The following is a 25,988-nucleotide window of genomic DNA, read 5'->3' as shown; positions in this document are numbered from 1 at the left end:
TACGTCCCTGTAAGCTCCGGGGCGGCATCCATGCCGCCAAGGGTCCTGCGACCGTGAGCGGGCAAGGACCAGTCGCGATGGTCGGTGCGCATGGTTCGGCAAAGCAACCGGCAGACGGCTTTGCCCTTTTCCTTCGCTTTCAAAAAAACCACCAGCCAACTGTCTGGTGTGTGTCGTCACTGCTTGCGGGACCGTTGACGGCATGGATGCCACCATCGAGCCCCATGGACGGGTTACTGCGTGTCCCGCAAGCGGCGATGGCACTGCGCACTCGACGCGTCGATCTCCTTGCAACGCAGACGCGATGCGGGCAGCACGCATTCAAATAATCAGGCGTTGATCTGGAGCGTCATACTGAAATCGCTGTACTCACAGCCTCATTGCCCATCATCGCCCAGCACCTGTGCCGCATCCACGATATCCACGCCCTGCAGCTGTCCCAGCCAGTTGTCGAACCAGGGTTTGTGCATCGCGCCGACCACCGCCAATACCCTTGCGCCGGGTTGGTCGGCAAAGCTGGCATGCACGTTAGACACCATGCGCAGGTTGCGGATTTCCCAACCAGACACGTAGCGATAGCCGTAGTGCTCCTGCGAGCCTTCGCTCAGCGCCGCGCGAAAATCCACGCTAATGGCCAGTTGCTGGCTGGCCGGTAGATTGATCGCGCGGTACAGCTCCAGCAGTTTGCCTTCGCCAGCCAGCTGGCCTTCATGCTCACGCATGGCACGTGCACGTGGCGCGGCCTTGTCCCAGGCCGCCTGAATCGCCTTGCCATAGGCCGCCGGATCGCCCAGATCGATGGCGACGATGCCTTCGATCAAGCCAGGATCGCCAATGCGCTGCCTACGGCGCGCACTCGGAAGGCGATGCTGCCGACCCCTAACTGACAACTGCCCACAACCCGGCATCAAGCGACTAGCGCTCAGCACGTCTCACTCAGGCTGCAGCAACGCCGTCAACCGCGCGCCGTATGGCACTCCAAGCCCAGTGTTTGCATCCCAACCGGTGGATGCGCGGAAGCCGCCGTTGTTGCCAGCAACGATGTCGCGGAAGGCATCCGGTTGGCCGTACAGGCGCGGTAGCACGAAGTGAGGCTGCATGCGGTTTGCGCCGTAGATGCGCGCAAGTAGGGCCGCCCATAACGGTGCGGCCGCGCTGGTGCCGCCCATCACCGCCGGCTGCCCGTTGATCGACAGGTAGTAGCCGGTCTGTGCATCGGCGTTGGCCGCCACATCAGGGACGCCGCGCATGCTCAATTGGCGTGACTGCTGCTGTAGATCGGTGAGACGCAGATCCTTCTGCCAGGCTGGTCGTGCAAAGAACCTGCTTTCTCCGCCGCCACCGTTCGCCCATGCCTGCTCGTTAGCGCTGTCTGCCGTCACCTGTAGCCGGGTGCCGCCGCAGGCGAGGACGAACGGGCTGGATGCGGGGAAGCAGACATTCAAGCCCGGCTGCCCGTTGCTGGCGCCATCGTCGCCTGCGGCGATGCACACGGTGATGCCCATCAATGCAGCGGCCCGAAACGCACAGTCGTAGGCCTGGCGCGATTGCGGCGTCCATTGCGATTCGGTGAAGCCCCAGCTGATGGCGATGATGCCGGGAGAGTGCTCGGCATCGTGGATGGCGGCGTTGATCGCTTCCAGGAAGCCGTTGTCGGTGTTGGGCGCGAAATACACCACCAGTTTGGCACCCGGCACGAGTGTGCCGGCGATCTGGATATCCATTTGCGCTTCGACATCGGCATTTGCAGTGCCGTGACTGACGGTATTGGTGGCGCCGGGTAACAGCACATCCACCAACGTCGGCATGGGGACTTGTAGCTGCGCAAAATAAGCGGCCATCTGCTCGCCTACATAGCCACCGCCCAGCGCGATGATGCCGATGCACTGCCCGCGACCGTCGTGCTCGGGAAAGCCGTACAACTGCGCCAGCTGCGGCGGCGTGTAATGCATGATGGGGCCATCTTCCTTTGCTACCGGCGTGCGTGGCCGCGTCGCGGTTGGCAGGGATGCGGTTGCGTCAGGCGCGCTGGGCAGTGTCTGTGCCTGCTGGCGCGCATCCAGCCCCAGCACCGCGGTGACGATGCCGGTTAATGCCTGTGGAATCGACACAGGGCCGGTGCGGCCGCGATAGCGCAATGTGCCGTGCACGTATTCGCGCAGGCAGACCTGGAACGCGGCTTCGCATTGCTGCACGGTGCCTTCAAGAATCATGTTGCCGCTGTCTGCGTGCGTGCGCTCGACGGTCAACCCATAGCTGGCGGCAAAGTCGGCAACGGCCTGCAGATCTGCGGCACTGGCGGCGAAGCGTTCGCTGAACTCCGCGCGCGTGAACGCAACCGGCAGCGTGTTGGCTTGCAGTTGCAAGAGCACATCGGCGGCGGCATTCAGTGCCGGCATGCGCACCGCGAGCAGCACGCGCAGGCGTTCGTCCTGTGGCGGTTGTCCAGCCTCCGTGGTGAAGGGTGCGGTGTGGCGCTCACTGCCAGTGAGAATCGTGTGCATGCAGGGGAAGTCCATGTAGGTGGGTGAGCCGATAGTGGTTGGTGCAGAAGCGGAGGTACCCCGCTGCAGGAATACCGAAGCAAGCGCTACCGCAGACATCACTGCATTCTGCATGCAATGCGATGCCTTGGGTGTATGTGCGGCTGCTGCCACGTTCGATTGATCGCAACACGACGTGTTGACCTGTTGATCGTTAGATATCCTGGTCGGCTGCTAGCGACGGCAGGGAGGTGCAACACGGTCATGTCACCGGCATGCGCCTCAGATGCAGCGACAGCGCGCCGCGTGGTTTGCAGGGCCGGCGACCTGGTGCATCCAGGGCCACTGCGAATACGACGGTAATCGGCCCACACACCGTGGCGGTGTGCAGATTTCCGCACGGGTGTCTGACCGCTGTCACAAGACGTGATGCGTGAAGGCGCGCACGATGGGCCACGATCATTCGAGGGCGCAACGATGGACCGTAGAACCTTTCTGCGTCAGGGCATGGCGGCGACTGCGGCCGTGGGTACAGGTGCTGCGCTGGCACTACCTGCCACGGCAGCAATGGCAACCACCGCGCCGGCGCCAGCGCTTCCCCGCCTGGAACCGTTGCCTTCGGCGGCGCATGTCGGCAACACGCTGTGCAGCTTTACCCACCTGCAACAGCAGTGGACCGTCTACGAGCATCTGGACGATCCGCAAGGACAGCTCACATTGTGGAGCGACAGCGGCATGCTGCGGCTGGACAAGCGCACCGAGCCGGCCTATCCGGCCGAGGGTAAGCCGTACTTCGGGTTGCCGCTAGCCGAAGTGGCGATGGCCGAAGCCGACCTGCTGGCCGACCGTCTGCTGCGCGATGGCGACCCGGACGAGGCACAGGTGCGCGATGTGGCGCCGCCGCCTGGGTCCTTGCTCGACCCCAAAGATAACGGCGGCCGTTGGCCGTGGACCACCTTCGTCGGCACACGTGAAAGCCTGGACACCATGCCGATCCTGCCCAACGGGCGTAGCCGCACCTCGCGACCGGAGCATGCCTTCAAGGAGTTGGGTGAGGAGGCGCTGATCAGACGCCGCGAAGAAGGCATGCTCGGTGGCTGGATGCCGGCAGTGCGCAAGGTGATGCGCCGCAAGGGCGAACCGGACAGCTGGTACGACGTGCTGGTGTTTGCCGATGTGCGTGCACGCGATCGCTTTGTGGTGCAGACCTGGCATCGCACGATGAAGGTACAGGCAGGCGCCATCGTCGCGGTGCACTACACACACAGCTACCCCGAATTTGCGCCATCACGTAGCGCCGCCACGGCCGAACAGTTCTATGCGGCGTTGATCGATTTCGCTGCGTACTGGCAGCAGGCGCTGGACGGAACCGTGCAGGCGAAGCTTCCCGATGCCAGCTGGAACGACATGGCGCAGTTCGCGTTCGCGCGCGAGTTGGTGGTACGCCCCGGCGGCGATTACCCCAAGTACGGCGCGGTGGAGCGCGACTACTACGGCAACGAATACGACGGCTTCCAGGACACGTTCACCAGTTCGCTCTACGCCAATCTGGAGTGGGGCCGCTTCGCACAAGCTGCTGCGGTACTCGACAATTACTTCGATGACTTCGTGCAGGACGATGGCTTGCCGAATATGCGCGGGCCGGAGGTAGGGCAATTCGGGCTGACCTTGTCGTTGCTGGCGCGGTACCTGCGTTACACCGGCGATGCGCCACGGCTGCGTCGCTTGTTGCCCAAGATCGCCGCTACCGCGCAGGTGTTATGCGCCTTGCACGACCAGGCGCTGGCGTTGCCGCGCAGCGCACATGGCCATGGCCTGCTGCACGGTTGGAACGAATCCGATGCCTGCCTGTTTCCCGATCCATCGCTGTGGTGGAAGCCTTATTACGCCAACAGCGCATTGACTATTCGCGGCTGGGAAGACATCGCACAGGTGTGGAGCACGCTCGGCGGCGATGCAGGCCAGGCCACGCAGTGGCAGCGCCGCGCGAAGCAGCTGCGTGCACGGCTGGAAGCCAGCCTGCGTGCCAACGTGCGTCGCGACCTCTCGCCGCCGTATGTGGGCCCGCTGCCCGGCACCAAACTGACCTTCCGCCAATCGCTGCTGCAGGAAAAACCCAGCGAACAGCAATGGCCGCACCGTGCCTATGCCGAACTGCTGCAGGCCGATGTATTGCCGGACGACCTGGCCAATCTGGTGATCGATTGCGTGCGCGGCCATGGCGGCACAAGTATCGGCGTGGTCGCCAATATCGCGCCGCCCGAGCCAGGCAGCCGCGATCTGCTCGGTTTCATTTCCTATGGGTATGCGCAACAGCTGCTGCGGCTGGATCGCATCGAAGAATATCTGCTGTTCGTTTACGCGCACCGCTATCAGGTGCACACGCGTGGCAGCTGGACGGCCGGCGAAGTCAGTGGCATCACCGGTGGCATGCCGTTGTTCTGCATCCCCGCGCAAATGACCATCCCGCTGCTGCTGCGCTGGATGTTGGTCAGCGACGACAGCCTGGGCGAACAGCTGTTTCTTGCCCGCGCGGTACCGCGCGCATGGTTGGGCAGCGGTGCGCCAGTGGGCATCACCGCTGCGCCCACGCGCTGGGGCACGGTTACGCTGATGTTGCGCAACGATGCTGCGGCGCGTTGCATCAGTGCCGATGTGCAGCTGCCGGAGCGTGCGACCAAACGCACCTGGCTGACCCTGCGCGCACCCGCAGGCACGCGCCTGCAACGTGTGCTGGTCGATGGCAAGCCGGTGCGGCCGCAGGGCCCGCATGCAGATCGCGTCGCCTTGCCCGGCACTGCTGCGTTGGTGAAAGTGCAGGCGTGGTACGTGTGATCGCAGCCGCGCGACGAGCAAGCGTCGCTGACCCGCGGCTGCCTCGCAAAAGATTCAGTGGCTGTGGTGCTGCAGACGAAGCCCACCACAGTGCCCAACACCGTCCGCGCACAAGTGCTGTTGTCGATCGCAAGAGACCAGGGCACATCGGATGGCCGCACCGGCGTGTTGATGCTTAGGCAATAAAGGTATGCCCGGAAACGGGCGCAAGCACGCGATTTTCCGCACGCGGCTCGACTAAATTCGTCAAGACGGCGCGGCGGTGTTGCCGCAAGATTTTTTTAACGTAACGCGTGTATGCCAAAGCACCAGCTCTCAGGGGAGAGCAGTGTCGTTGCAGTTGCAGTCCTTGCATTCGTAGATACCTGCCGTTGAGCCGGCAGGCCGGTGCAGTTTCTGTCGTGATCGATTTCCCATCTGTGCGCTGTTCCGGTGCGGCTTGGCCGTGCGCGGTCGCGCACGAAGGTGGGCCATTCCCTGTGTCAGCACAAGGATTTCAGATGTCGCCCAGCCGCGCTGCTGTTCTTCCCAAACGACTTGCCTTGCAGACCACCACGCTCGCTAGCGCGTTGATGTTCGTGCTGGCGGCCACCGCCGTGCCAGCTGCCGCGCAACAGCGCAGCGATGGCGCAGACGATGACACCCAGACCTTGGATAAGGTCAGCGTCACTGGCACCCATCTGCGCCGCGTCGATGCCGAAACCGCCAGCCCGGTGGTGGTGATCGACCGCCAGCGCATCGAAGACAGCGGGCAGAGTACGCTGGGACAACTGCTGCAGCGCTTGCCCATGATGGCCGGCTTCCAGACCGGGCCTGCGCTTAATTCCAGCTTCAGTCACGGCCGCGCGCTGGTATCGCTCCGTAATCTTGGGCCCGAACGCACGCTGGTGCTGGTCAACGGCCATCGCATGGCGGGGCCTGCCAGCAGCGTGGCATCGGCACCGGGCGTGGACGTCAATGCCATCCCCGCGGCGATGGTGGAGCGGGTGGAAGTACTCACCGACGGCGCCTCGTCGGTGTATGGCTCCGACGCAATCGGCGGCGTGGTCAATGTCATTCTCAAGGACAAATACGACGGTTTTGCAGCCACCGTGGACTACGCGCAGAGCATGCATGGCGATGCCAACCGGCGCACGCTCGGGCTGGAATGGGGCAAGAGCTGGGAGCGCGGCGGACTGATTTTGGGGCTTAGTCGCAACTCGATGAATCCGGTGTTCAATCGCGACCGCAGTTACGCGGCCAAGGCGGTGGAATATCTCGATGGGCAGGTCAGCGAGATCCGCGGTGGCAATACCCGTGCCTTCCTGACCGACGGGCGCGTGCTGACACCGGTGAGTGGCGTTGCGCCGGGTCCGGTCGGCGAAGATGCCTTCCGCCCCTACAATCGGGCCACCGACAGCTACAACGTCTACGACACGCAGTACCTGATCACCCCAATCGAGCGCACCAACGCCTCGCTGCACGGCAGTTTCGACTTCACTTCGAGCGTGCAGGGCTACATCGACGTCTTCTGGACGCGCAGCAAGACGGTCTCGCGGCTGGATGCCTATGGCCTGGAAATGCAGGACGCAGTGGACAACTACTACAACCCGTTCGGCGATCAACTGGACGGCTATTATGTGCGCTCCCCGCAGGCCAATACCCGCGTCTACACCTCCACCATGTTCCAGACCAATATCGTTGCCGGCCTGCGTGGGCGCGTCGCCGACAGCAGCTGGCAGTGGGATGCGGCGGCCGGCTATGCGAACTACAAGGACACCTTGGTACGTAACGGATTCTCGGTGACATCCAAATTGAACAACGCGGTTGGCGCCTCGTTCCTGGACAGCGATGGAGCGGTCAAGTGCGGCGCGCCCGGTGCGGTGATTGCCGGCTGCACGCCGATCAACGTCTTCAATCCCAACGATCCGGCCACCATCGCCGCATTGCGAGACACCCAGCTGGCGGTGGATCTGATCGACAAGAGCCAGATGCGCTTTGTCGATATCAGCGCCAACGGCGATCTGTTCACACTGCCAGCCGGCGCGGTGCAGGCCGCGGTCGGCCTGGTGTATCGCACCAATAAGTTCGCGCAGGGCACGACAAGTGATGTGGCCGCTGCCGATGCCGATGGCAATTGCGACTACAACGACGGCTGCATCCTCAAGCAGGGGCGCGACGAGTCGGTGAGAGAGGCCTATGCAGAATTGCTGGTGCCGCTGCTGAAGGATGCGCCGCTCGCAAACGAATTGAATCTGAATCTCGGCTCGCGCTATTCCAAGTACGACGCCTGGGGCAGCACCACCAACAGCAAGGTCGCGATCGAGTGGCGGCCGGTTGGGAATCTATTGCTGCGCGCCACCGGCTCGCAGGTCTTCCGCGCGCCAGCGTTGGGCGATTTGTATGGCTCGCCCTACAACAGTGTGATCGACAATACCGGCGACTTTCAGGACCCGACCCGTGCACGGGCTTCACCGGTGCGCCAAATCCAGCCTGCGCAAATGTGCCCAACGACGGCAGCTTCACCAACGCCGCGCAGTTCAACGTGGTGACCTCCGGCGCCAACAATGTGGGCTTCAAACTCAAGCCCGAGCGTGGCCGTTCCTACAATGTCGGCTTGGTCTATGACCCGGATCAGGTACGAGGGTTATCGCTCAACGTGGACAGCTGGCGAGTCGTGCTGGACGACATGCTGAGCGGCGTGGGCTTACAACAAGTGGTCAATGATTGCTTCGACGGCAGCGAAGCCGCGTTCTGCCCGCTGATTCAACGCGATGCCGCGGGCCAGCTGACGCGCGTGTCGGTGCCGTTCGCGTACAACAGCGGCAAGGTCGATATTCGCGGCTATGACGGCGGCATCCATTACACGTTGGCCGATACCGCCTGGGGCGCGTTTGCGGCGGGGGTGGATGCCACGTTCTTTTCCAGCTATCGCTTTGCGGGCGATACGCATAACTACGTTGGCGAAAATTCCAGCTGGGGCAACATGCCGCGCTGGCGCGCAGTGGCCAATCTGGCCTGGGACAAAGGCCCGTGGCATGCGAGCTGGAATACACGTTACCTGGGTCGTACCGTCAACGGCAGCCAGTACGAAAATTTCTGCGCCGACACCAATGCCGACGGCAGTTGCGCCTATTTCCGGATCGGCTCGGTGGTGTATCACGACGCCTCGTTGAGCCGGAAGATTACATCGCTGCATGGCACGCTTGCGGTGGGCGTCGACAATCTGGGCGACCGTCAGCCACCACGGTTCTACAGCTACTCCAATGCGGCCAATACCGAAGCGAGCACGTATGACACCTTGGGGCGGTATTTCTGGAGCCGGCTACGAGTAGAGTTTTAGATCGGCGAGTAAAACTTCGCGAGCAGTCGTCGGGCGGGCCTGGACGGCACGCAGAGATGTTCGCTTTGCGTCCCCGTATTTCGTGTTGAGGCATGTGTTGCCAGCACAAATAACTATGGTGAGCAACGCTGCGTTACGTGGGGTGCCATGTAGTGGGGAGTACCGCAGTTGTCTATCGTCCGATGCGTGCCAGCCGCCGCATCGACCGCGCTGTCTGCACGCTAATGGGATGGATGGATGAAGGAGTTACGTTGGACGTCGTTTCTGGCTCGGCACCGGCGCTGGTTGCGCTTGACCCGGCGCGCCGGCGCCGCTGCGCTGTTATGGACATGCATCATGTTTGGCTGGCCACTTGCAGTCGCACAGCAAGCCCCGATCGCCCAGCCCAACGCGATGCTCGGCGAGCCACTGTTCCGCGGCCTGGACCACCCGATGCCCGACAGTGCCGTGCCGTTTGCACCGGGCGGGCAACTGGCGCGGATTTATGCTGCCGATGTTGCGCATGGGGCAGGGCAGGCGCCGGGCAATGATTTCTGGATCGACCGCATGCTGGCGCGTGAAGGAACCGGCGGTGGCTTCGACGATCGCAACGACTGGCTGTTTACCCGTGGGCGTGCCGCATATTTGACGTATCACGCGCCTGATGCGCCGGGATTCGTCGGGCAGGTAGCGTACTGGCATTCCACCGATTACGACGCGCTGTTCCACATCTACACCGCGCTGGGCAAGCGTCGTGTCCAATGGAAGGAGCGTTCGCAGCTGCGGCGGCAGACGCCGAGTTATTTCACGACAGTGTTCGAAGATGCCGGCGCGGGCGTGCGCATGCAGTTGGTCAAGTACATCACCGAGCAGAACGTGGCGGTTGCCAGCGTCGTGCTATCCAGTCTGGATGGCGCGGCGCATTCGGTATCGCTGCAAGCAGTCTCCCCGATTACCCAGCGTGCCGATGGCAAGGAGCTGACCGGCGCATTCGACGCCTACAACCACATCACAACGGTATTTCCGCGTCTATCCGGCGATGGATTCCATGTCGAGGGGCAACGCCTGGTTCGCGAGGTGGACATTCCCGCCAGCGGCGAAACCGCAGCAATCAAGTTGCAGCTTGGCATGCTCACCCACGAGTTGCCCGAAGCGCGCGCCGAGTACACGCGCATTGCCGCGCAAACGCCGCAGCAGGCCTACCAGCAGCATGTGGCCAGCTATAACCACTGGTGGGTGGACAACCTGCCGTACCTGGACACGCCCAACGAGAACATCAGCAAGAGCCTGTTCTACCGTTGGTGGGTGCTGCGCTTCAACTTTCTCGATGCCAACGTCCCCGGCAACGACTACCAGTTTCCGGTCGCCATCGAGGGCGTGCTTGGCTACGACAATGCCATCGTGTTGACGGCCGGGATGTTCCTGGACGATCTGAAATACCTGCGCAATCCGCTTTACGCCTATGGCACCTGGCTCAGCGCGGGCGAAACCGCGGGCGGTGGCAAGTACACCGACAACCCGGGCTCGCCGGAGAACTGGTCCAATTCCTACGCGCAATACATCACGGCCGCGGCATGGCGGTCGATGCAGATCCACGGCGGGCCGGCGGCACTGGCGGGCAAACTGGCACGTTATGGCAGCGGTGACGTGGATGGTGTGTTGGCCGCCTACGATCTCAATCACAACGGCTTGATCGAATACGACTGGGCGGCGATGACCGGGAACGACGCCGATGCGGTGTCGTTCGATTGGGCCGACCAGCATGGCCAGATTCGCATGGACCGTACCGAAAGCGCCTACGTCTACGCCAATGCACAGGCGGCGGCGCAGGCGGCGACACTCGCCGGCGATACGGCGACTGCGCAGCGCATGTGGGCCACCGCACGCCGCATTCGCAAGGCCGCGCTGGAGGTGTTGTGGCAGGATCACAGTGACACGCCCGATTCGGTCGGCCTGTATGGCGATCTGCTCAAGCATCGCCAGGCCGACGGGCCGCGGTTGGCGGTCGATTGGAAGGAAACCAACAACTACTATCCCTTCAGCGTGGGCTTGATACCCAAGCAGGGCGATACTGACTACGATCCCAAGTATGTGCGCGCGCTGCGGCTGTTCGCCGACGCAGCGCAATATCCGCTATTTCCGTTCTACACCGCCAACCAGGTGGACATGCGCGCGCGTGGCAGCGGCCCCGATGTGGGCAGCAATAATTTCTCCACCATCAATGCGACCGTGGCATTCCGTTTGTTCGGCTCTGTCTTGCGCGATTACCCCAGCCCGTATTTGAACGCGCAGAGCTATCGCAAATTGCTGTACTGGAACGCGTGGGCGCCCTTCATCAATGGCGACAACCGCTATCCGGACCAGAACGAATTCTGGGCCAAGGGCAGTGCCAGGACCGGCGGCAAGATCGGCTATCGCTCATGGATCCACCACACCCAGCTGGGCGCAACCAACTTCACCATGATCGAGGATGCGATGGGCTTTCGCCCGCGCAGCGACGGCAAGATCGAGTTGTATCCGATCGATATCGGTTGGGATCATTTTGCCGCCGATAATCTGCGCTATCGCGACCGCAATCTGAGCATTGTCTGGGATCGCGATGGCAGCCACTACGGCGGGCGCATCCCGAAGGGCTACAGCGTCTATCTGGATGGCCGCTTGGCATTCCGCGTGGATCGGCTGGCACACGTGATCTACGACCCGACCAGCGGGCAGGTGAGTGCCGCGCCGGATGCAGTCAATCGCATTGGCGCAGCGCACGTGCTTGAATCGCATCCTGCGTCAGTGGCGTCGATGACACAGGTGTCGTTCGCTGATGGCACGCGGATCGCGCAAGTGCTGGCCAAGGCCGGTGTGGATGTGACGTTGCCGCCAGCGCATAGCCGGAACCTGGCGCAGGGCGCGCGTGTCAGCGCCAGTTTTGCTGCTGCTGGTTTGCCAGCAACGGCGGCAGTGGACGGTAGTACTGCCAGTACGCCGTTCTGGGGCACCGCAGGCTCGCCGTCGGCCAGCGACTGGATTGCACTGGACCTGGGCGGTATGCGGACGCTGGATCAAGTGGTGCTGTACCTCTATCGCAGCTCGTCGCCGGGCGGCGATCAGAATGGCTTTCCGTCCGGAACGCAGCCTGGCTACGCGGCACCGTGGATTTACACCGTGCAATATCAGGACGGCGGCGGGACGTGGAAGACCGTTCCCGGGCAGGTGCGCGATACCACGATGGCCGAAGGCAATCGCAATCGGGTGCGCTTTCCGGCGATCCATACCGCTGCGCTGCGCGTGGTCGTCACCCATGCCGGTGCCGCGCGTACCGGCATCAAGGAAATCCAGGTGTTCGATAGCGGCTTGCCAGCCCCGGCATTTGCCGGCAATACCCCGCCGCAGGTGCAGGCATGGCAGTTGGACACGCCCGGCGCCGACGGCGCGGTGGTGCTGCAGGCACGCGTTGGCGATGACGGCTTGCCCAATGGCACGCTGCAGGCGCGCTGGCGCGTGCAGCAGGCACCGGAAGGCGGCGATGCGGTGTTTGCCGACGCAGCTGCGCTGCAGACCTCGGTGCGCTTCACCCGTGCCGGGCAGTACACCTTGCGCCTGGTTGCCAGCGATGGGGCGCTGATGGGGCATGCCGATGTGCAGGTCAACGCACCTGCCTCTCGCCCGCTACAGCGTATTCCGTTGCAGGCCATGGCCAGTGTCAGTGCGCAACTCACCGGCATGCAGTACCGCGTGCAGTCCTTGAACGATGGGTTTATCCCACAGGCAGGCAGCTTTCCCAGTGGCAACCTGCGCTGGGGCAGCTATGGGCTCGACCAGCCAGCCACGGTGTGGCTGCAGTATCAATGGCCACGCCCGGTGCGGCTGTCGTCCAGTGCGCTCTATCTGTGGAACGACCAGCCCAACGGCGGTGTGGCCGCGCCTGCCGGCTGGAAGTTGCAGATGTTGCAGGATGGACGTTGGCAGGACATCGTCAGCACCAGCGGGTACCCGATTGCGGCAGCAGCCACCGGCGCCGCAAGCACCGCCAGCTTTGCGCCGGTGGTGACCACCGCGCTGCGCGTGGTGTTGACGACTCAGACCACGGCCAACGGACATGCCGCCATTGGTGTGGACGAATGGCAGGCGCTGTCGGAGTTGCCCAAACAGATGGAGGCGATCGATCTACGCACAGCCCCTTGGCAGCTACCGACGCTGCCACAGGAGATCACCGCGTTCTTTGCCGATGGCAGTGTGCTGCCGGTGGCAGTTCAATGGTCCGAGCTGACCGCCAGCCGCCTGGGCCACGAAGGTACGGTGGAACTGCAAGGCCTGGTCGAAGGCGCGATTCCCATCAAGGCCACTATCTGGATACGCGCAACGCCGCCCGGGCAGATCAACACCGTGCAGCCGCTGCCGACGGTGACTGCGGTGGTCGGGCATGCGCCGACGCTACCGGGTTTTGTCACGGTGCAATACAACGATGGCTCGCGTGAACGCCTGCCGGTGCAATGGCCCACGCTGCAAGCCGCACGTTACGCACAGCCTGGCGAGATCCAACTCACCGGCACCGCGCAAGGGCGTGCACCCATTGGAAAAGTGTCGGTGCCGCTGGTGTTGCAGATCAAGGCGGTGACGCCATGATGCGTGCGTTCTTCCGCGTGGTCGTGCTGGCCTGCGGGGTTTCGCTGGCCAGCGCTCCGGCCTGCGCCATGCAGCCGCCGCAGGGAACGCAGCTGCACGCACCCGGCAATCCCGTCCTCGCCGACGGCAGCGAATATTCCGCTGACCCTGCGCCGCTGGTAGCCGATGGCAAGCTGTACATCATTGCCGGCCGCGATACTGCTGCTCCCAATCTCAATGCCTTCGTCATGCCTGGCTGGCAACTATTCGTCAGCAGCGATCCGGCCAGCGGCGAGTGGACCCACTACCGCGATTTGCTACGGCCCCAGCAAGTCTTTGCCTGGGCAGACAAGCGGTATGCCTACGCGTCCCAGATCGTGCAGGGCCCAGATGGGCGCTATTACCTGTATGCGCCGGTGCAGCAGCGCGATTCGCCCAACGACGATCCTTTCGCAATCGGCGTGGCCGTGGCCGACAGTCCACTCGGCCCGTGGACCGATGCACACCCGCAAGGTCCGGTGGTCTCGCAGTCGGTGCCGGGCCGCAACGACATACAGAACATCGACCCGACCGTGATGGTGGACGACGACGGACGGGGGTATCTGTATTGGGGCACCTTCGGCGCGTTGTACGGCGTGGAGCTGCAGCGCGACATGGTCACCTTCAAGGGCACGCCAGTCCTGGTGGACACGCTGGACGGCTATTTCGAAGCACCCTGGTTGTTCAAGCGCAACGGCACCTACTACCTGGCGTATGCGGCCAATAATGCCGGACGTCTTTCGCCATGCACGCCCACGCTGTATCACGCGTGCATCGCCTATGCGAGCGCGCCAACACCGCTCGGCCCGTGGACGTACCGCGGCATCGTGTTGCCGCCGGTGTCCTCCACCACCTCGCATCCGGGCATCGTTGAATTTCAAGGCCAGTGGTATCTGGTGTATCACACTGCCGACGCGCAGGGCGGCGGGCATTTCCGCCGCAGCGTGGCGATCGACCGGCTGCAATGGGACGACAGCACGCAACCGGCCAGCATCCGCACCGTTGTGCCGACGCGGCGCCCCATGCCGCCGGTGCCGCCCATGCGCAATCAAGCGCCGTCGGCCTATGCAACTGCGTCCAATGGCCCGGATATTCCCGTGCAGTACTGGATCGCCGCACTCAACGACGGCATCGTCAAAGCCAACCCATTGCCGCCGGAGATGTGGGCCAGCTGGACGGACAACAACCCACCGCAGCAATGGCTGCAATACAGTTGGGCGCAACCGATCACCGTGAATCGCACGCGCGTCGTGTTCTGGGCCGATCACCCGGCAGGTGCCGACGTCGGCGTGGCGCCGCCAGCGCGCTGGCATCTGGAATACCGGCACGCGGGGCGATGGCAGCCGGTGCAGCCGAGCGATGGCTATGGCACGCGCACCGATCACGATGAAGCGGTGTCGTTTGCGCCGGTAACAACGCGTTGCGTGCGTGTGGTGATGGATGCCTCTGGCAACGCTGCCAGCTACGCTGCGCTGGCGGTGCAGGAGTGGGAAGTGCTGGCCCCACAGCCACAACGCTTGCCACACGCCACTGCCGCCGACAGCAAGCGTTGCGATGCGCCGTGAAGCAACGGACAAATTCCCGCGTGCGGCAGTCGAACGGGTGCTGATGGTGCACAGGCGGCGGAGTGCACTGGCGGTGGATGACGATTCGGAGTCCATGTGCCGGACGTACGTGTCTCATGAGGGCGCACCAGGTTTTTCAGGCGCGCTTATGCGCTTCACACAACATAATCAGCAGAGGTTCCGGACGCAGGTAGCCGGCGCACCGGCACTCACTAGCGACCTGCTGCAACGGACATCGAGTGTGTTTGCCGCAGCGATTGCACTCACCGGCTCGGCCGTCGTCCTTCAACGCCACGCTGTCATTCCACACATTCCATGAGGTCGCAGGTGCCACATCTCCCCGCCACGCGCTTAAGCGCCATCGCAGCGTGGTGCGTCGCTCTCGCACTCATGCCGCTCCTGCCAGCGACTGCAGCGCCCTTGGCCGCGCCCACGCCAGCGCAGTACGCGCTGGCGATGGGCTTGTCCGATCATTACGCCGCGCTGGTGGACCGGCAGCCCACGGCGCCGGTGTGGGTGGATGCCGGGCATTTATCGGCGTGGCGTGGCGCGCAGCAACCAGCTGCCGGCGATCGAATACCGCTTGGTGGATGCCGCGAGCGGCCGCAACGCATTGGCCTTCGACCATGCACGGCTGGCCGCAGCATTGACGCAGGCCGGTGCCAAGGCGGTCGATGCAACGCAACTGCAGCTTGAGGAGCCCACCCTGGAACAGCAGCGCCTGAGCTTCCAGTTGGCGAAGCTGGGCTGGCAATGCGATCTGCAGCGCTATCGCTGTGCGCATCTGCCCGAACGCGACGTGCCGGCCGAATCGATGGACATGCGCCTGCCGCTCAAGCAGGGCGAACGCCAGGCCAAATTGTCGCCGGATGGTCGCTGGCGCGCCTGGGTGGAGCAGGCCAATCTGGTCATCGCGCCGGTCGGCAGTCACGAGCGCAACGTGCTCAGCCACGATGGCAGCGCAGAAGATTACTACGCACTCGACAGCGTGGTGTGGTCGCCGGATTCGCAGCATCTGGCGGCGTATCGGGTCAAGGCGCCACCGCCGCGCATGGTGTATTACATCGAATCGGCGCCCGCCGATCAGCTGCAGCCGAAGTTGCATCAACAGGTCTACCCCAAGCCGGGCGATGTGTTGCCGGTGATGCAACCAGTGTTGTTCGACGTCGCCACGCACGCGGCGCATCCGGTGGCGATGACCTTGCTGCCCAATGCCTTCACCTTGAGCGAGATGGTCTGGTGGAAGGACAGCCGCGGGCTCACCTTTGAATACAACGCACGCGGTCACCAGCTGTACCGGGTGATTGAAGTGGACGCACGCACGGCCGCCGCGCGCACGCTGGTCGAAGAAACATCGCCCACCTTCATCGAATACTCCGAGCTCAGTGGCGAGCATGAAAGCGGTGGCAAGCACGCGCGCCAAGATCTGGACGATGGCGCGCAGATCGTGTGGGCATCCGAGCGCGATGGCTGGGAGCATCTGTATCTGTACGACGGCCACAGCGGCGAGGCGATCCGCCAGATCACCCGTGGCAAATGGGTGGTACGCAAGCTCGATCGCATCGACGAAGCCGCAGGGCAGGTGTACTTCACTGCCTCCGGCATGCAGCCCGGCGAAGACCCGTATTATCGCCACGCCTATCGCATCGGCCTGGATGGCAGCGGGTTGACCGCTTTAACGCCGGTTGCGGCCGATCATGAGGTGCGTTATTCGCCGGATGGCAAATGGATGCTGGACCTGTATTCGCGGGTGGACCTGGGCCCGGTACTGGAGTTGCGGCGCAGCGTAGATGGCAGCCTGGCACGCACCGTGGAGCACACGGATCTGAGTCGCCTGCTGGCGGCCGGGTGGCAAGCGCCGCTGCCGTTCCACACCACCGGGCGCGATGACAAGACCGAGATCTGGGGCGTCATCTATCGCCCGCAGCGGCTCGATCCGCAGCAGCACTACCGCGTCATCGAAGACATCTATGCCGGCCCGCAGGGCTCATTCGTCCCCAAGAGTTTCAGCACCGCCACACCGTCACTCACCGGTCTGGGGTTTGCGGTGGCGTCCATCGATGGCATGGGTACCAACAACCGCTCGCGCGCCTTCCATGATGTGGCCTGGCGCAATCTCAAGGACGCCGGGTTGCCGGATCGTATTGCCTGGCACAAGGCCGCCGCCGCGCGCTACCCGTGGTACGACATCGACGGCGGTGTTGGTGTGTACGGCACCTCGGCAGGCGGGCAGAACGCATTGGGGGCGCTGCTGTTTCATCCGGAATTCTATGTGGCGGGCGTGGCCAATTCCGGTTGTCACGACAACCGCATGGACAAGATCTGGTGGAACGAACAGTGGATGGGCTGGCCGGTGGGCCCGTGGTACGCCGAATCGTCGAACGTGGAGAATGCCGCGCGCCTGCAGGGGCATCTGCTGCTGGTCACCGGCGACATGGACATGAATGTCGACCCGGCCAGCACCTTCCAGGTGGCCGACCGCTTGATCAAGGCCGGCAAGGATTTCGATTTGCTGGTCGTGCCCGGCGGTGATCATGGTGCCGGCGGTGATTACGGCAGGCGCCGTTTGCTGGATTTTTTCGTGCGCTGGATGCAGCAAACGCCAACGCCGGAGTGGAATCGCACCACAGCAGCGCCGGGGGCAACGGCGCGGTGATGCGTGCGCGCTGGGGGCGCGCGCATTGGCCTGAGCACGATGCGCCGGTCTGCGCGCCGATTCTTGCCATCTTCATCTGCACCCACAATCACCGCACAGCAGTGCGCATGCGTGCGAGCGCGACCGCAGTCATGCCACGACGCATGATCGTTCAGTTGCGAAACATGCTGTTTTCCGCATGCGCTGTCGCCAAATGCGACAAGACGTAGCGTCTACGCACAGGCACATTGTGACCAACTGCTGAAACTGGAGCGCATGGGCGCATCCAGTGCGAAATGCACAGTCTTTCTGACAATGCGCGTTGCTACGTGACCGTTCGGTCGCCTGCGTCGCTCCTTGTCTGCGTGTCTGCACCACGGCCGCGGCCAGCGGTTGGCTGCAGCATGCGTCCGCCATCTACGTCGACCTGCGCCGCTGTCTGCCGGCACGGGCGTGTGTTGCCCATCGTTTGTCTGTCTTACCACTCAGGAGCCTTGCATGCCGATGTTGCTGTTGCCTCTCTCCCGTAACACCGGCGCGATCACGCGGCCGTTGCCGAGCATGCTTACTACCGCGCTGTTGCTGGCGCTATCGGCAGGTGCGGCAGCGCCGGTGTCTGCGCAACAGGCCACCGGCGGCGATGCAACGCAGACCCTGGACAGCGTGGTCGTCACCGGCTCGCGCTTGCGCCGCGTGGACACCGAAACCGCCAACCCGGTGGTCACCGTTAGCCAGGAACAGATCGCTGCCACCGGCAAAGCGACCGTGGGCGATTTATTGCAGGAACTGCCATCCATCGCCGGCAACGCCACCAATCCTTACACCAACAACGGTGGCGGCACCGGCGCTTCGGCGATCTCGTTGCGTGGCTTGGGCGACAAACGCACGCTGGTGCTGGTCAACGGCATCCGCCTGGCCTACAACGACGTCAACGCCATTCCTTCCAGCATGATCGAACGCATCGAAGTGCTCAGCGACGGCGCTTCTGCGGTGTACGGCTCCGATGCAATCGGCGGCGTGGTCAACTTCATCCTGCGCTCGCGCTTTGATGGCGTGCAGTTCAGCAGCGACTTCGGCACCAGTAGCGAGGGCGATGGCAACCGTCGCAACTTTACCCTGACCACCGGCAAGACCTGGGAGCGCGGCAGCCTGATCGGCGGCCTGTCGTATCACAACATCGACCCAGTGTCTGCAGCGGCGCGCGATTACTCCAAGGACGCGCTCGCGCTGACCAATGGCCAACCGGTGAAGCAGGGCTCCTCTGCCACGCCCACCGGCACGGTCAATTTCAACGATGGGTCGGATCAATCGCAGCTGCTCGCGCAGTCCAATGGCTGCGGGCGCGTCACCCTCAACAGCGGCGTCAGCGGGCGCGCCGGCCCGAACGATTTCCACTGTTACAGCGCCAGCGCAGACTCCTACAACTACCAGCCGTTCAACCTGTTGCAGACCCCGCAAAAGCGCACCAATGCCTTCTTGCTGGGCACCTATCGCTTCAGCGACAGCGTCGAGGGCTACGTCAATACCTGGTTTAGTAAAACCGAATCGGCTTCGATCATTGCGCCAATTCCGATCTTCTCCAATGGCGACAACATCCTGGTGTCGGCACAAAGTTACTACAATCCGTTTGGCGTCAATTTCGGTACCGATCGCACCACTGGCACCTCCTACAACGACCTCAATACACGGGCCACCGTGCTGGGCAATCGCAGCTACCAGTACAACACCTACAACTTCCAGATCAGCCCGGGCCTGCGCGGCCGCTTTGGCGACACCTCCTGGCAATGGGATGCCACCTTCAACTATGGCAAGGTCAAGCAGAAGTCGAGCAACAACGGCTTTCTCGACTATGCCGCGTTCAATCAAGCCATCGGCCCGTCGTTCCTGGACAGCGACGGCACCGTCAAGTGCGGGAGCGCGGGCGCGGCGATTGCCGGCTGCACGCCGTTGAATTTCTTCAACCTCAACGACAGTTCCAACCTGGCGACGTTGCAGGGCATGGTGGTCAATCCCATCGTCACCAGCGTGTACACGGTCAAGCAATTCGAGGCCAATGCCAACGGCACGCTGTTCGAGTTGCCGGCCGGTGCGGCCAGTCTGGCGGCCGGTATTTCGTATCGCAAGGAACGCTCCACCACCACCTCGGACCCGCTATGGACCGGCGATGAAAATGGCCTGTGCGGCGTGATCGAATTCTGCTCGTCCACCTTGAGCGGCAGTTTCGACGTCAAGGAAGCCTATGCCGAAGCACTGTTCCCGCTGCTCAAGGATCTGCCCGGCATCAATGCGCTGAACGTCACCGTGGGCACGCGGTTTTCCGATTACAGCTCGGTGGGCAGCAAGACCAATAGCAAGCTGTCGCTGGAATATCGCCCCATCGAAAACCTGCTGCTGCGCGGCACTGTCTCGCAGGTGTTTCGCGCACCCAATATCAACGAGCTCTACACCGGCGTGACCGGCGATGCGGCAACAGTCAACGACCCCTGCAATGGCTACACCGGCGGCAACAACGTGGCCTGCGCCAACGTGCCCACCGATGGCAGCTACCAGCAGTCGGACGGGCAGGTGTCGGGCAAGGCTTCCGGTGCGGCAGTGGCGGGCTACCAGCTCAAGCCTGAGACCGGCAAGTCTTACGACGTGGGCTTCGTTTACGACCCGCAATGGATTGATGGCCTGTCGCTGAGTGCGGACTGGTGGCGCATCGATCTGGAAGACACCATCACCACGGTGTCGGCGCAGACCGTGCTGAATCAGTGCTTCGCCAACTCAGCCAGTTCGTTTTGCGCATTGATCCATCGCAATGGCAACGGCACCATCAATTACATCGCCGAGCCCACCGTCAATCTGGGCAAGCTGTGGGCCAAGGGCATGGACTTCAACCTGACCTACCGCTTGCCTGCGATGGCATGGGGCAATGTCACCGCCGGCCTCAACGGCACCTATCTCACCCGTTACGATGTGTTGCCCGACACCACCGATCCCAGCTCGGTCACCATCCACAACGTGGGCCGCTACACCCAGGCCTACGGCAATTTCCCGCGCTGGCGCGCATTGGGCACGCTGAGCTGGGCATTGGACGACTGGAGCGCCACTTGGCGCATCCGCTATGTGGGGCATACCGCTATCGGCAATTCGGATCCGGACCAGAGCCTGTCGGCCGATTCCAGCGAACCGACCGTGGTGCGCAACATCGGCGCCTACGTCTACAACAATCTGCAGCTTGGCTACAACGTGGAGCCCTGGCATACGCGCTTTGAAGTGGGCGTGGACAACATCGCCAACAAGCAGCCGCCGCTGTATTACTCCAACAACGTGGGCAATGCGAACACCGACGTGGCCACGTATGATCTGCTCGGTCGCTTCTACTGGGCACGTGCGACGGTGAAGTTCTGAGTGCGCTGGTGTCCTGCTGCGCTGCGCGGCCGGGTGCGACCGGTCGTGCAGACGCCACGTCACGGCCAGCCTTGCCAGTGCAGCGACGATGACGTTATTGCAACTGCGCGCGCAGTGCGTGCGCGCCATCAGGAGTTGAGCTGACCTCATGACCGATACGCACGCAAGCGAATCGACCTGCACCCACACGCTGTCGCTATCGCGGCGGCGCTTTTTGGCCTGGAGCAGCCTGGCGGTTGCGGCAGGATTCCTGCGGTTTCCGACCCAGGCCAGCGCTGCGCAACCGGGCAGCGTGCGCGCAGTGCCGCTTGCCCAGGTCCGGCTCACGCCATCGCTGTTCCTGGATGCGCTGAACACTAACCGGCGCTATCTCATGCGGCTGCAGCCGGACCGCCTGCTGCATAACTTCGTGCTGTATGCCGGCCTCGACCCGCAGGCGCCGGCCTATGGCGGTTGGGAAGCGGACACCATCGCCGGGCATACGCTCGGCCACTATCTCAGCGCTTTGGCCCTCATGCATGCGCAAACCGGCGATGCGCAGTGCCGCACGCGCGCCGGCTATCTGGTCAGCGAACTGGCGCGCTGCCAGGCACATGCCGGCGATGGCTATGTGGCCGGTTTCACGCGCAAGAATGCAGCAGGAAAAATCGAGAGCGGGCGGGCGGTCTTCGACGAACTCAAACGCGGCAAGATCGACCCGGCGCCGTTTTATCTCAACGGCAGCTGGGCACCCCTGTACACCTGGCACAAACTGTTCGCCGGACTGCTCGACGTGCATGCGCATTGCGATAACGTGCAAGCGCTGCAGGTGGCGGTGAGCTTGGCTGGATACCTGCAGGGAATTTTCTCAGCGCTCGACGACACGCAATTGCAAAAGGTGTTGTCGTGCGAATTCGGCGGCCTCAACGAATCGTTCGTCGAACTGCATGTGCAAACCGGCGACGCGCAATGGTTGGCGCTGGCGCAGCGCCTGCATCACCACGCCGTGCTCGACCCATTGGTCGCCCAGCGCGATGAACTGGTGCACCAGCATTCCAACACCAACATCCCCAAGCTGATCGGCCTTGCCCGCGAGTACGAGGTCACCGGCGATGCCGCATCCGGCGCCGCAGCGCGCTTCTTCTGGCACACCGTCACCGACCACCACACCTATGTGATCGGCGGCAACGGCGACCGCGAATATTTCCAGCAGCCGGACAGCATTTCGACGTTTCTCACCGAGCAGACCTGCGAGCATTGCGCCAGCTACAACATGCTCAAGCTCACCCGCCACCTGTATCAATGGGGGCCGCAGGCGGAGCTGTTCGATTACTACGAGCGCACGCTGCTCAACCATGTGATGGCGCAGCAGCACCCACGTACCGGCATGTTTACCTATATGACACCGCTGCTGGCCGGCGAAGCGCGCGGCTGGTCGTCGCCGTTTGACGATTTCTGGTGTTGCGTCGGCAGCGGCATGGAAGCGCACGCGCAATTCGGCGATTCCATCTACTGGCAGGACGGGCAGGGCGTCTACATCAATCTGTACGTGCCCTCCATGGTGCGCGATGCCGCCGGCCTGGACATGACCTTGCACAGCGCCTTGCCGGAGCAGGGCAGTGCATCGCTACGCATCGATGCCGCGCCGCCAGCGCAACGCACGCTCGCACTGCGCGTGCCGGTTTGGGCGCAACAACCGCGCCTGCAACTCAATGGCCAGCCAGTCGATGGCAGCGCCAGCGATGGCTATCTACGCATCACGCGCGTCTGGCAGCCCGGCGATACCCTGAGCCTGTCGTTCGACATGCCGCTGCGCCTGGAAACGACCCCGGACGATCCCGCCTGGGTCTCGGTGCTGCGCGGGCCGTTGGTGCTTGCGGTCGATCTGGGTGATGCCGCCAAACCGTGGTCGGGCAAGACCCCGGCATTGATCGGTGGCCAGGACATCCTGCAACGCCTGCAGCCAGTGCCGGGCAAGACCGCGTTCACCTACAGCGATGGCGCACAACAGTGGCAGTTGTCGCCGTTCTACGCCCAGTTCGACCGCCGCAGCGCGGTCTACCTGGAACACCGCGACGCCGCCGCATGGCAGCAACGCCAGGCCGAGCTGGCGGCAGCAGAGGCTAAGCAAAACGCACTCGACACCCGCGCGCTCGATCGCATCGCGCTGGGCGACGAAGCCTCCGAAAAAGCACACGCCCTAAAAAGCGAAAGCTCGTATCCACTTAGCTACCGCCGCCGCGCGGGACGCGACGCCCGCACCGGCGGCTTCATCGCCTTCACCCTGCGCAACACCGCCCAGGCCCGCATCCTGCGCCTACGCTACTGGGGCGACGAAACCCGCCGCCGCTTCCGCATCCTCGCCGACGGCGAACTCATCGCCAACGAACGCCTGGACGGCAACCGCGGCCTGGACTTCGTCGATGTGGACTACCCACTGCCAGCGGCGGTCGCCGGCCGCGCCACGCTGCAGATCCGTATCGAACCGGAGACTGGTTATTCGGCTGGGCCTGCGTTTGGTTGTTGGGTGTTGGCGTCGGTTTGAGTGTGAGCGCTGTAGCAAGCGCATCTTGAAAGTATGACGAGGTCCTCGCGCGACCTCTGCAGAGCGCATGGCACCGCAGAGCAAAGAAACTGCGCCCGCAGTTACGCGTAAGAACTCGGACATGCAAGATCGAGCCCCTCTCCCCGCGGGAGAGGGCTTGGGGTGAGGGTACGGCGGCGAAGCCCCTGTGCGGTTTCAGTAGTGCAGAAAGGCCTCATTACTGACTTGCGAGCTAATCCTCCGCCACCGTCACCACCAGTTCGCCATTACGTGCAGTGATCCGCAGCTTGCTGCCAACCGCAAACCCAAACTTTTCTAGCCAAAGCCCGCGCAAGCGCACGCTGGGAATCCGCTGGCTGTGTGGCCGGCCCGGCGCTGCATCGTAGAACACATAGCCCACGGTGCAGCGGGTGGGCGTGCGGGGCTTACGAGGCGGCCGCGGCGGAATGTCATCCGGATGCAGCGCGGTCCGGTGGTCGAAGGCCAGGTTGTCCACATCGAACGTGGGCGATGGCACCAGCCGCATTGGTTGCGCGTCTGTTGCCGGTTTGGCAGCTCGCTTGGCGGTAGTGGTGCGATTGGCATTGGGCTCGGAACGCTTTGCGGTCGGTGACTGCGCCTGGCTCATCGCCTCGGCTCCGTCGTCACCATGGAGCAACGACGCCCACCAACCTGCAATACCGATGCATCTATCATGACAACGCCTCCTTCGAAGAACAGGCACCGTCGCCGGCTGGCGACGGGATGTCGGGAGGTTAGAAACCGCTAGTAGTCGGCGGGCGTATTCCTCCCGAAGGAGTGTTGTATTAGCCGCCCTCCCGACGCAGGCATCGCGTCGGCTTGCGCCTGCAAGCAGGCACAAAAAACCCACCAGTTTGACGGAGGTGGGTGCCGCTACTAGAGGAGTTTCTACGCTCCTTGAGGCAGAGGTTGCTACTAATTGTTTGGGATGTCAACTGCGCAAAATGAGTGGAGTAGGATCAGATGAAAAGTAAGCTTTGTCGTACCAGCGGTCAGGGCAAATATCGTGATCGTGCGATCCGTTGCGATGTTTATCAGCAAAAGAGCTCCTGAAGGTTCTCAAGCTCAGCTCACTGCGCTCAACCGCGACCAGTGTGGCCGGCTACGGATATGGATATCGATTTTCCTGTTCTCCGTAATATCCTTTATTTCATTTTGACTGGGTGTCGCAGCTACTGAAATCAGCTTTAGGTCTTTCGCTCCAGTTGTGGCCAGTTACAGTACTAAAGCAGAGGTGGTAGCAGCCTCCGCCTACCTTATGTCCATCCGGACTGGATTGGCAGGTGATCAGACAGTCGGCAGAAGGAGTGCACTCTTTCTTGAGTAAGTTAATTTCACACTTCTCAATGTTGGATAGTTTTCTTCTGGCAATGGCCTGGCAATTATGAAATTCTCCAAGATCGCCATAATCGCTGCCTACGCTAATTTGCGTGGGCGGTTCGGTGTCACCTCGCCCACATGCCGTTGTTAGCATGGATATGCTGCCCGTAAAAAAGATAAGTAGGTATTTGAAAATATTATTCAAAGGCAGATCCGCAGCCAAAGCATTTTTGCTGCAAGTACCTAGCGACACCCTCGTAGTTTTGCTGAAGGCTAAGCGAAAGTGGGCTGCCAAGTACCAAGTGCACAGCTTCATGGGCGATGACCGAGGCCATTGAGCAGCATCCTGCTCCTGAGAAGATGGCATTGCCGATGCCGATAGCATTTGGGTCCAAATTTGGATTTGCATAACCGCAGGTTCCGACAGAGTTGTCACGATAGATGGTGGCGAACATCACTTTGGAGATTACCTCCGCCTTCTGCGACTCGGTTATTTTGTAAGGGTTGCCCGGATCGCAATCTTCTACATTGCACCTTTGCAGCTTTGCAATCGCCTCGGCCCGCGCAAGCTCCTTGTGATTTTCGAATCTATAGCCAGGTCCTGGGGTTCCCAGCAAGCCGTTCCGATCCAGAGAATTGATCGGATTGGCCGCTACGTAGCTATATGTGCTTGTCCCGCCTTTCAATCCAATGAGATCACTTTGCCCATATCGCCCAGTAGCCGCGTCATAGTCTCGGAAGTAGTTCTGATTCAACCCACTCGCCGCATCAAACCGCTGCCCCGGAAACCGCATATCCAACACCAGCGCCGCACCATCCCCATCCGGATCCTGATTCGGCGCCGTGTTGCCGAAGGCTTCGCCCTTCAGGCTCCACGTCCACACTGCAACATCGCGGGCGGGGTCGATCACCACGCGCGGGCTGCCCAGGTGGTCGGGTTCGATGTAGTGCAGTTTGTTGGTTTTGGCCAGCAGACCGACTGGTAGGTCATCTAGCCAGATCGCTTGCTGCTTGGGCGCGCCGTTGCTGTCGTAGTCGCCTAGCCAGTGGCCTGCTTCATCGTAGAGCGTGTAGGTGTTGGTGGTGCCGAGGAAGCGGCGCACCTGCTCGCCTTTTCCGTTGTAGCGGTAGTTCATGGTCACCGCGCCAGCGCGGCGGGCCTGGGTCATGCGGCCGCTGGTGTCGTAGGTGTATTGGCGCGCAGTGCCGCCGATGGCGGTGGTGTTGCCGGTGGCGTCATAGGTGCGGGCCACACCGGCGACGGCGCTGAGGCGGT

The 25,988-nt window shown here is 62.8% G+C and carries 8 protein-coding genes and 3 pseudogenes; 7 read left to right on the top strand and 4 right to left on the bottom strand.

The window, feature by feature from the left end:
• Positions 1-377: 377 nt before the first annotated feature.
• Together NX05_RS08685 and NX05_RS08680 are read right to left on the bottom strand one after the other, a co-directional pair.
• Positions 378-800, bottom strand: a pseudogene (locus NX05_RS08685) (DUF5694 domain-containing protein); the annotation flags it as partial.
• Positions 801-932: 132 nt separating this feature from the next.
• Positions 933-2,504 carry a S53 family peptidase gene (locus NX05_RS08680; RefSeq protein ID WP_039432877.1) on the bottom strand — a complete coding sequence of 524 codons (1,572 nt, stop codon included), beginning with the start codon at positions 2,502-2,504 and terminating at the stop codon, positions 933-935.
• A gap of 456 nt (positions 2,505-2,960) precedes the next feature.
• Here NX05_RS08680 and NX05_RS08675 point away from each other — a divergent pair, with 456 nt between their 5' ends.
• The 7 genes and pseudogenes from NX05_RS08675 (at position 2,961) to NX05_RS08640 (ending at position 23,371) form a co-directional block, all read left to right on the top strand.
• The gene (locus NX05_RS08675) at positions 2,961-5,318 is read left to right on the top strand and encodes a glucosidase family protein (protein WP_039432880.1); all 2,358 of its coding nucleotides are present in this window, start codon (positions 2,961-2,963) and stop codon (positions 5,316-5,318) included.
• Between the two features lie 500 nt (positions 5,319-5,818).
• Positions 5,819-8,640, top strand: a pseudogene (locus NX05_RS08670) (TonB-dependent receptor domain-containing protein).
• 237 nt (positions 8,641-8,877) lie between these two features.
• Complete coding sequence (locus NX05_RS08665) at positions 8,878-13,236, top strand: Ig-like domain-containing protein (RefSeq protein ID WP_039432883.1); 4,359 nt, start codon at positions 8,878-8,880, stop codon at positions 13,234-13,236.
• Positions 13,233-14,819 carry a family 43 glycosylhydrolase gene (locus tag NX05_RS08660; protein ID WP_039432886.1) on the top strand — a complete coding sequence of 529 codons (1,587 nt, stop codon included), beginning with the start codon at positions 13,233-13,235 and terminating at the stop codon, positions 14,817-14,819. The genes NX05_RS08665 and NX05_RS08660 overlap by 4 nt, the downstream gene beginning before the upstream one ends.
• A 315-nt stretch (positions 14,820-15,134) precedes the next feature.
• Positions 15,135-17,475: pseudogene (locus NX05_RS08655) on the top strand (S9 family peptidase).
• 477 nt (positions 17,476-17,952) lie between these two features.
• The gene (locus tag NX05_RS08645) at positions 17,953-20,847 is read left to right on the top strand and encodes a TonB-dependent receptor domain-containing protein (RefSeq protein WP_039432890.1); all 2,895 of its coding nucleotides are present in this window, start codon (positions 17,953-17,955) and stop codon (positions 20,845-20,847) included.
• A 148-nt stretch (positions 20,848-20,995) separates the two neighbouring features.
• Positions 20,996-23,371 (top strand): glycoside hydrolase family 127 protein, encoded by a 2,376-nt coding sequence (locus NX05_RS08640; RefSeq protein ID WP_039432891.1) that lies wholly within the window; start codon positions 20,996-20,998, stop codon positions 23,369-23,371.
• Between the two features lie 232 nt (positions 23,372-23,603).
• On the opposite strand, the gene NX05_RS08635 is transcribed toward NX05_RS08640, so the two are convergent.
• Together NX05_RS08635 and NX05_RS08630 are read right to left on the bottom strand one after the other, a co-directional pair.
• Complete coding sequence (locus NX05_RS08635) at positions 23,604-23,999, bottom strand: SymE family type I addiction module toxin (RefSeq protein ID WP_039432894.1); 396 nt, start codon at positions 23,997-23,999, stop codon at positions 23,604-23,606.
• A gap of 910 nt (positions 24,000-24,909) precedes the next feature.
• Positions 24,910-25,988 (bottom strand): RHS repeat domain-containing protein (locus NX05_RS08630; RefSeq protein WP_162231358.1); only part of this gene is annotated, 1,079 nt, incomplete at its 5' end.

Origin of the sequence: Xanthomonas vasicola (genome assembly GCF_000772705.2) — a bacterium.
In the GTDB taxonomy this organism is placed as follows: Bacteria; Pseudomonadota; Gammaproteobacteria; order Xanthomonadales; family Xanthomonadaceae; genus Xanthomonas; species Xanthomonas vasicola.
Note: the sequence above shows the minus strand (reverse complement) of the source record. Positions and strands in the feature narration are given on the sequence as shown.

Excerpts from the sequence above, each read along its gene's own strand:
- NX05_RS08680 (WP_039432877.1), bottom strand. The coding sequence starts at position 2,504 with ATGCACACGATTCTCACTGGCAGTGAGCGCCACACCGCACCCTTCACC.
- NX05_RS08675 (WP_039432880.1), top strand. The coding sequence starts at position 2,961 with ATGGACCGTAGAACCTTTCTGCGTCAGGGCATGGCGGCGACTGCGGCC.
- NX05_RS08665 (WP_039432883.1), top strand. The coding sequence starts at position 8,878 with ATGAAGGAGTTACGTTGGACGTCGTTTCTGGCTCGGCACCGGCGCTGG.
- NX05_RS08660 (WP_039432886.1), top strand. The coding sequence starts at position 13,233 with ATGATGCGTGCGTTCTTCCGCGTGGTCGTGCTGGCCTGCGGGGTTTCG.
- NX05_RS08645 (WP_039432890.1), top strand. The coding sequence starts at position 17,953 with ATGCCGATGTTGCTGTTGCCTCTCTCCCGTAACACCGGCGCGATCACG.
- NX05_RS08640 (WP_039432891.1), top strand. The coding sequence starts at position 20,996 with ATGACCGATACGCACGCAAGCGAATCGACCTGCACCCACACGCTGTCG.
- NX05_RS08635 (WP_039432894.1), bottom strand. The coding sequence starts at position 23,999 with ATGAGCCAGGCGCAGTCACCGACCGCAAAGCGTTCCGAGCCCAATGCC.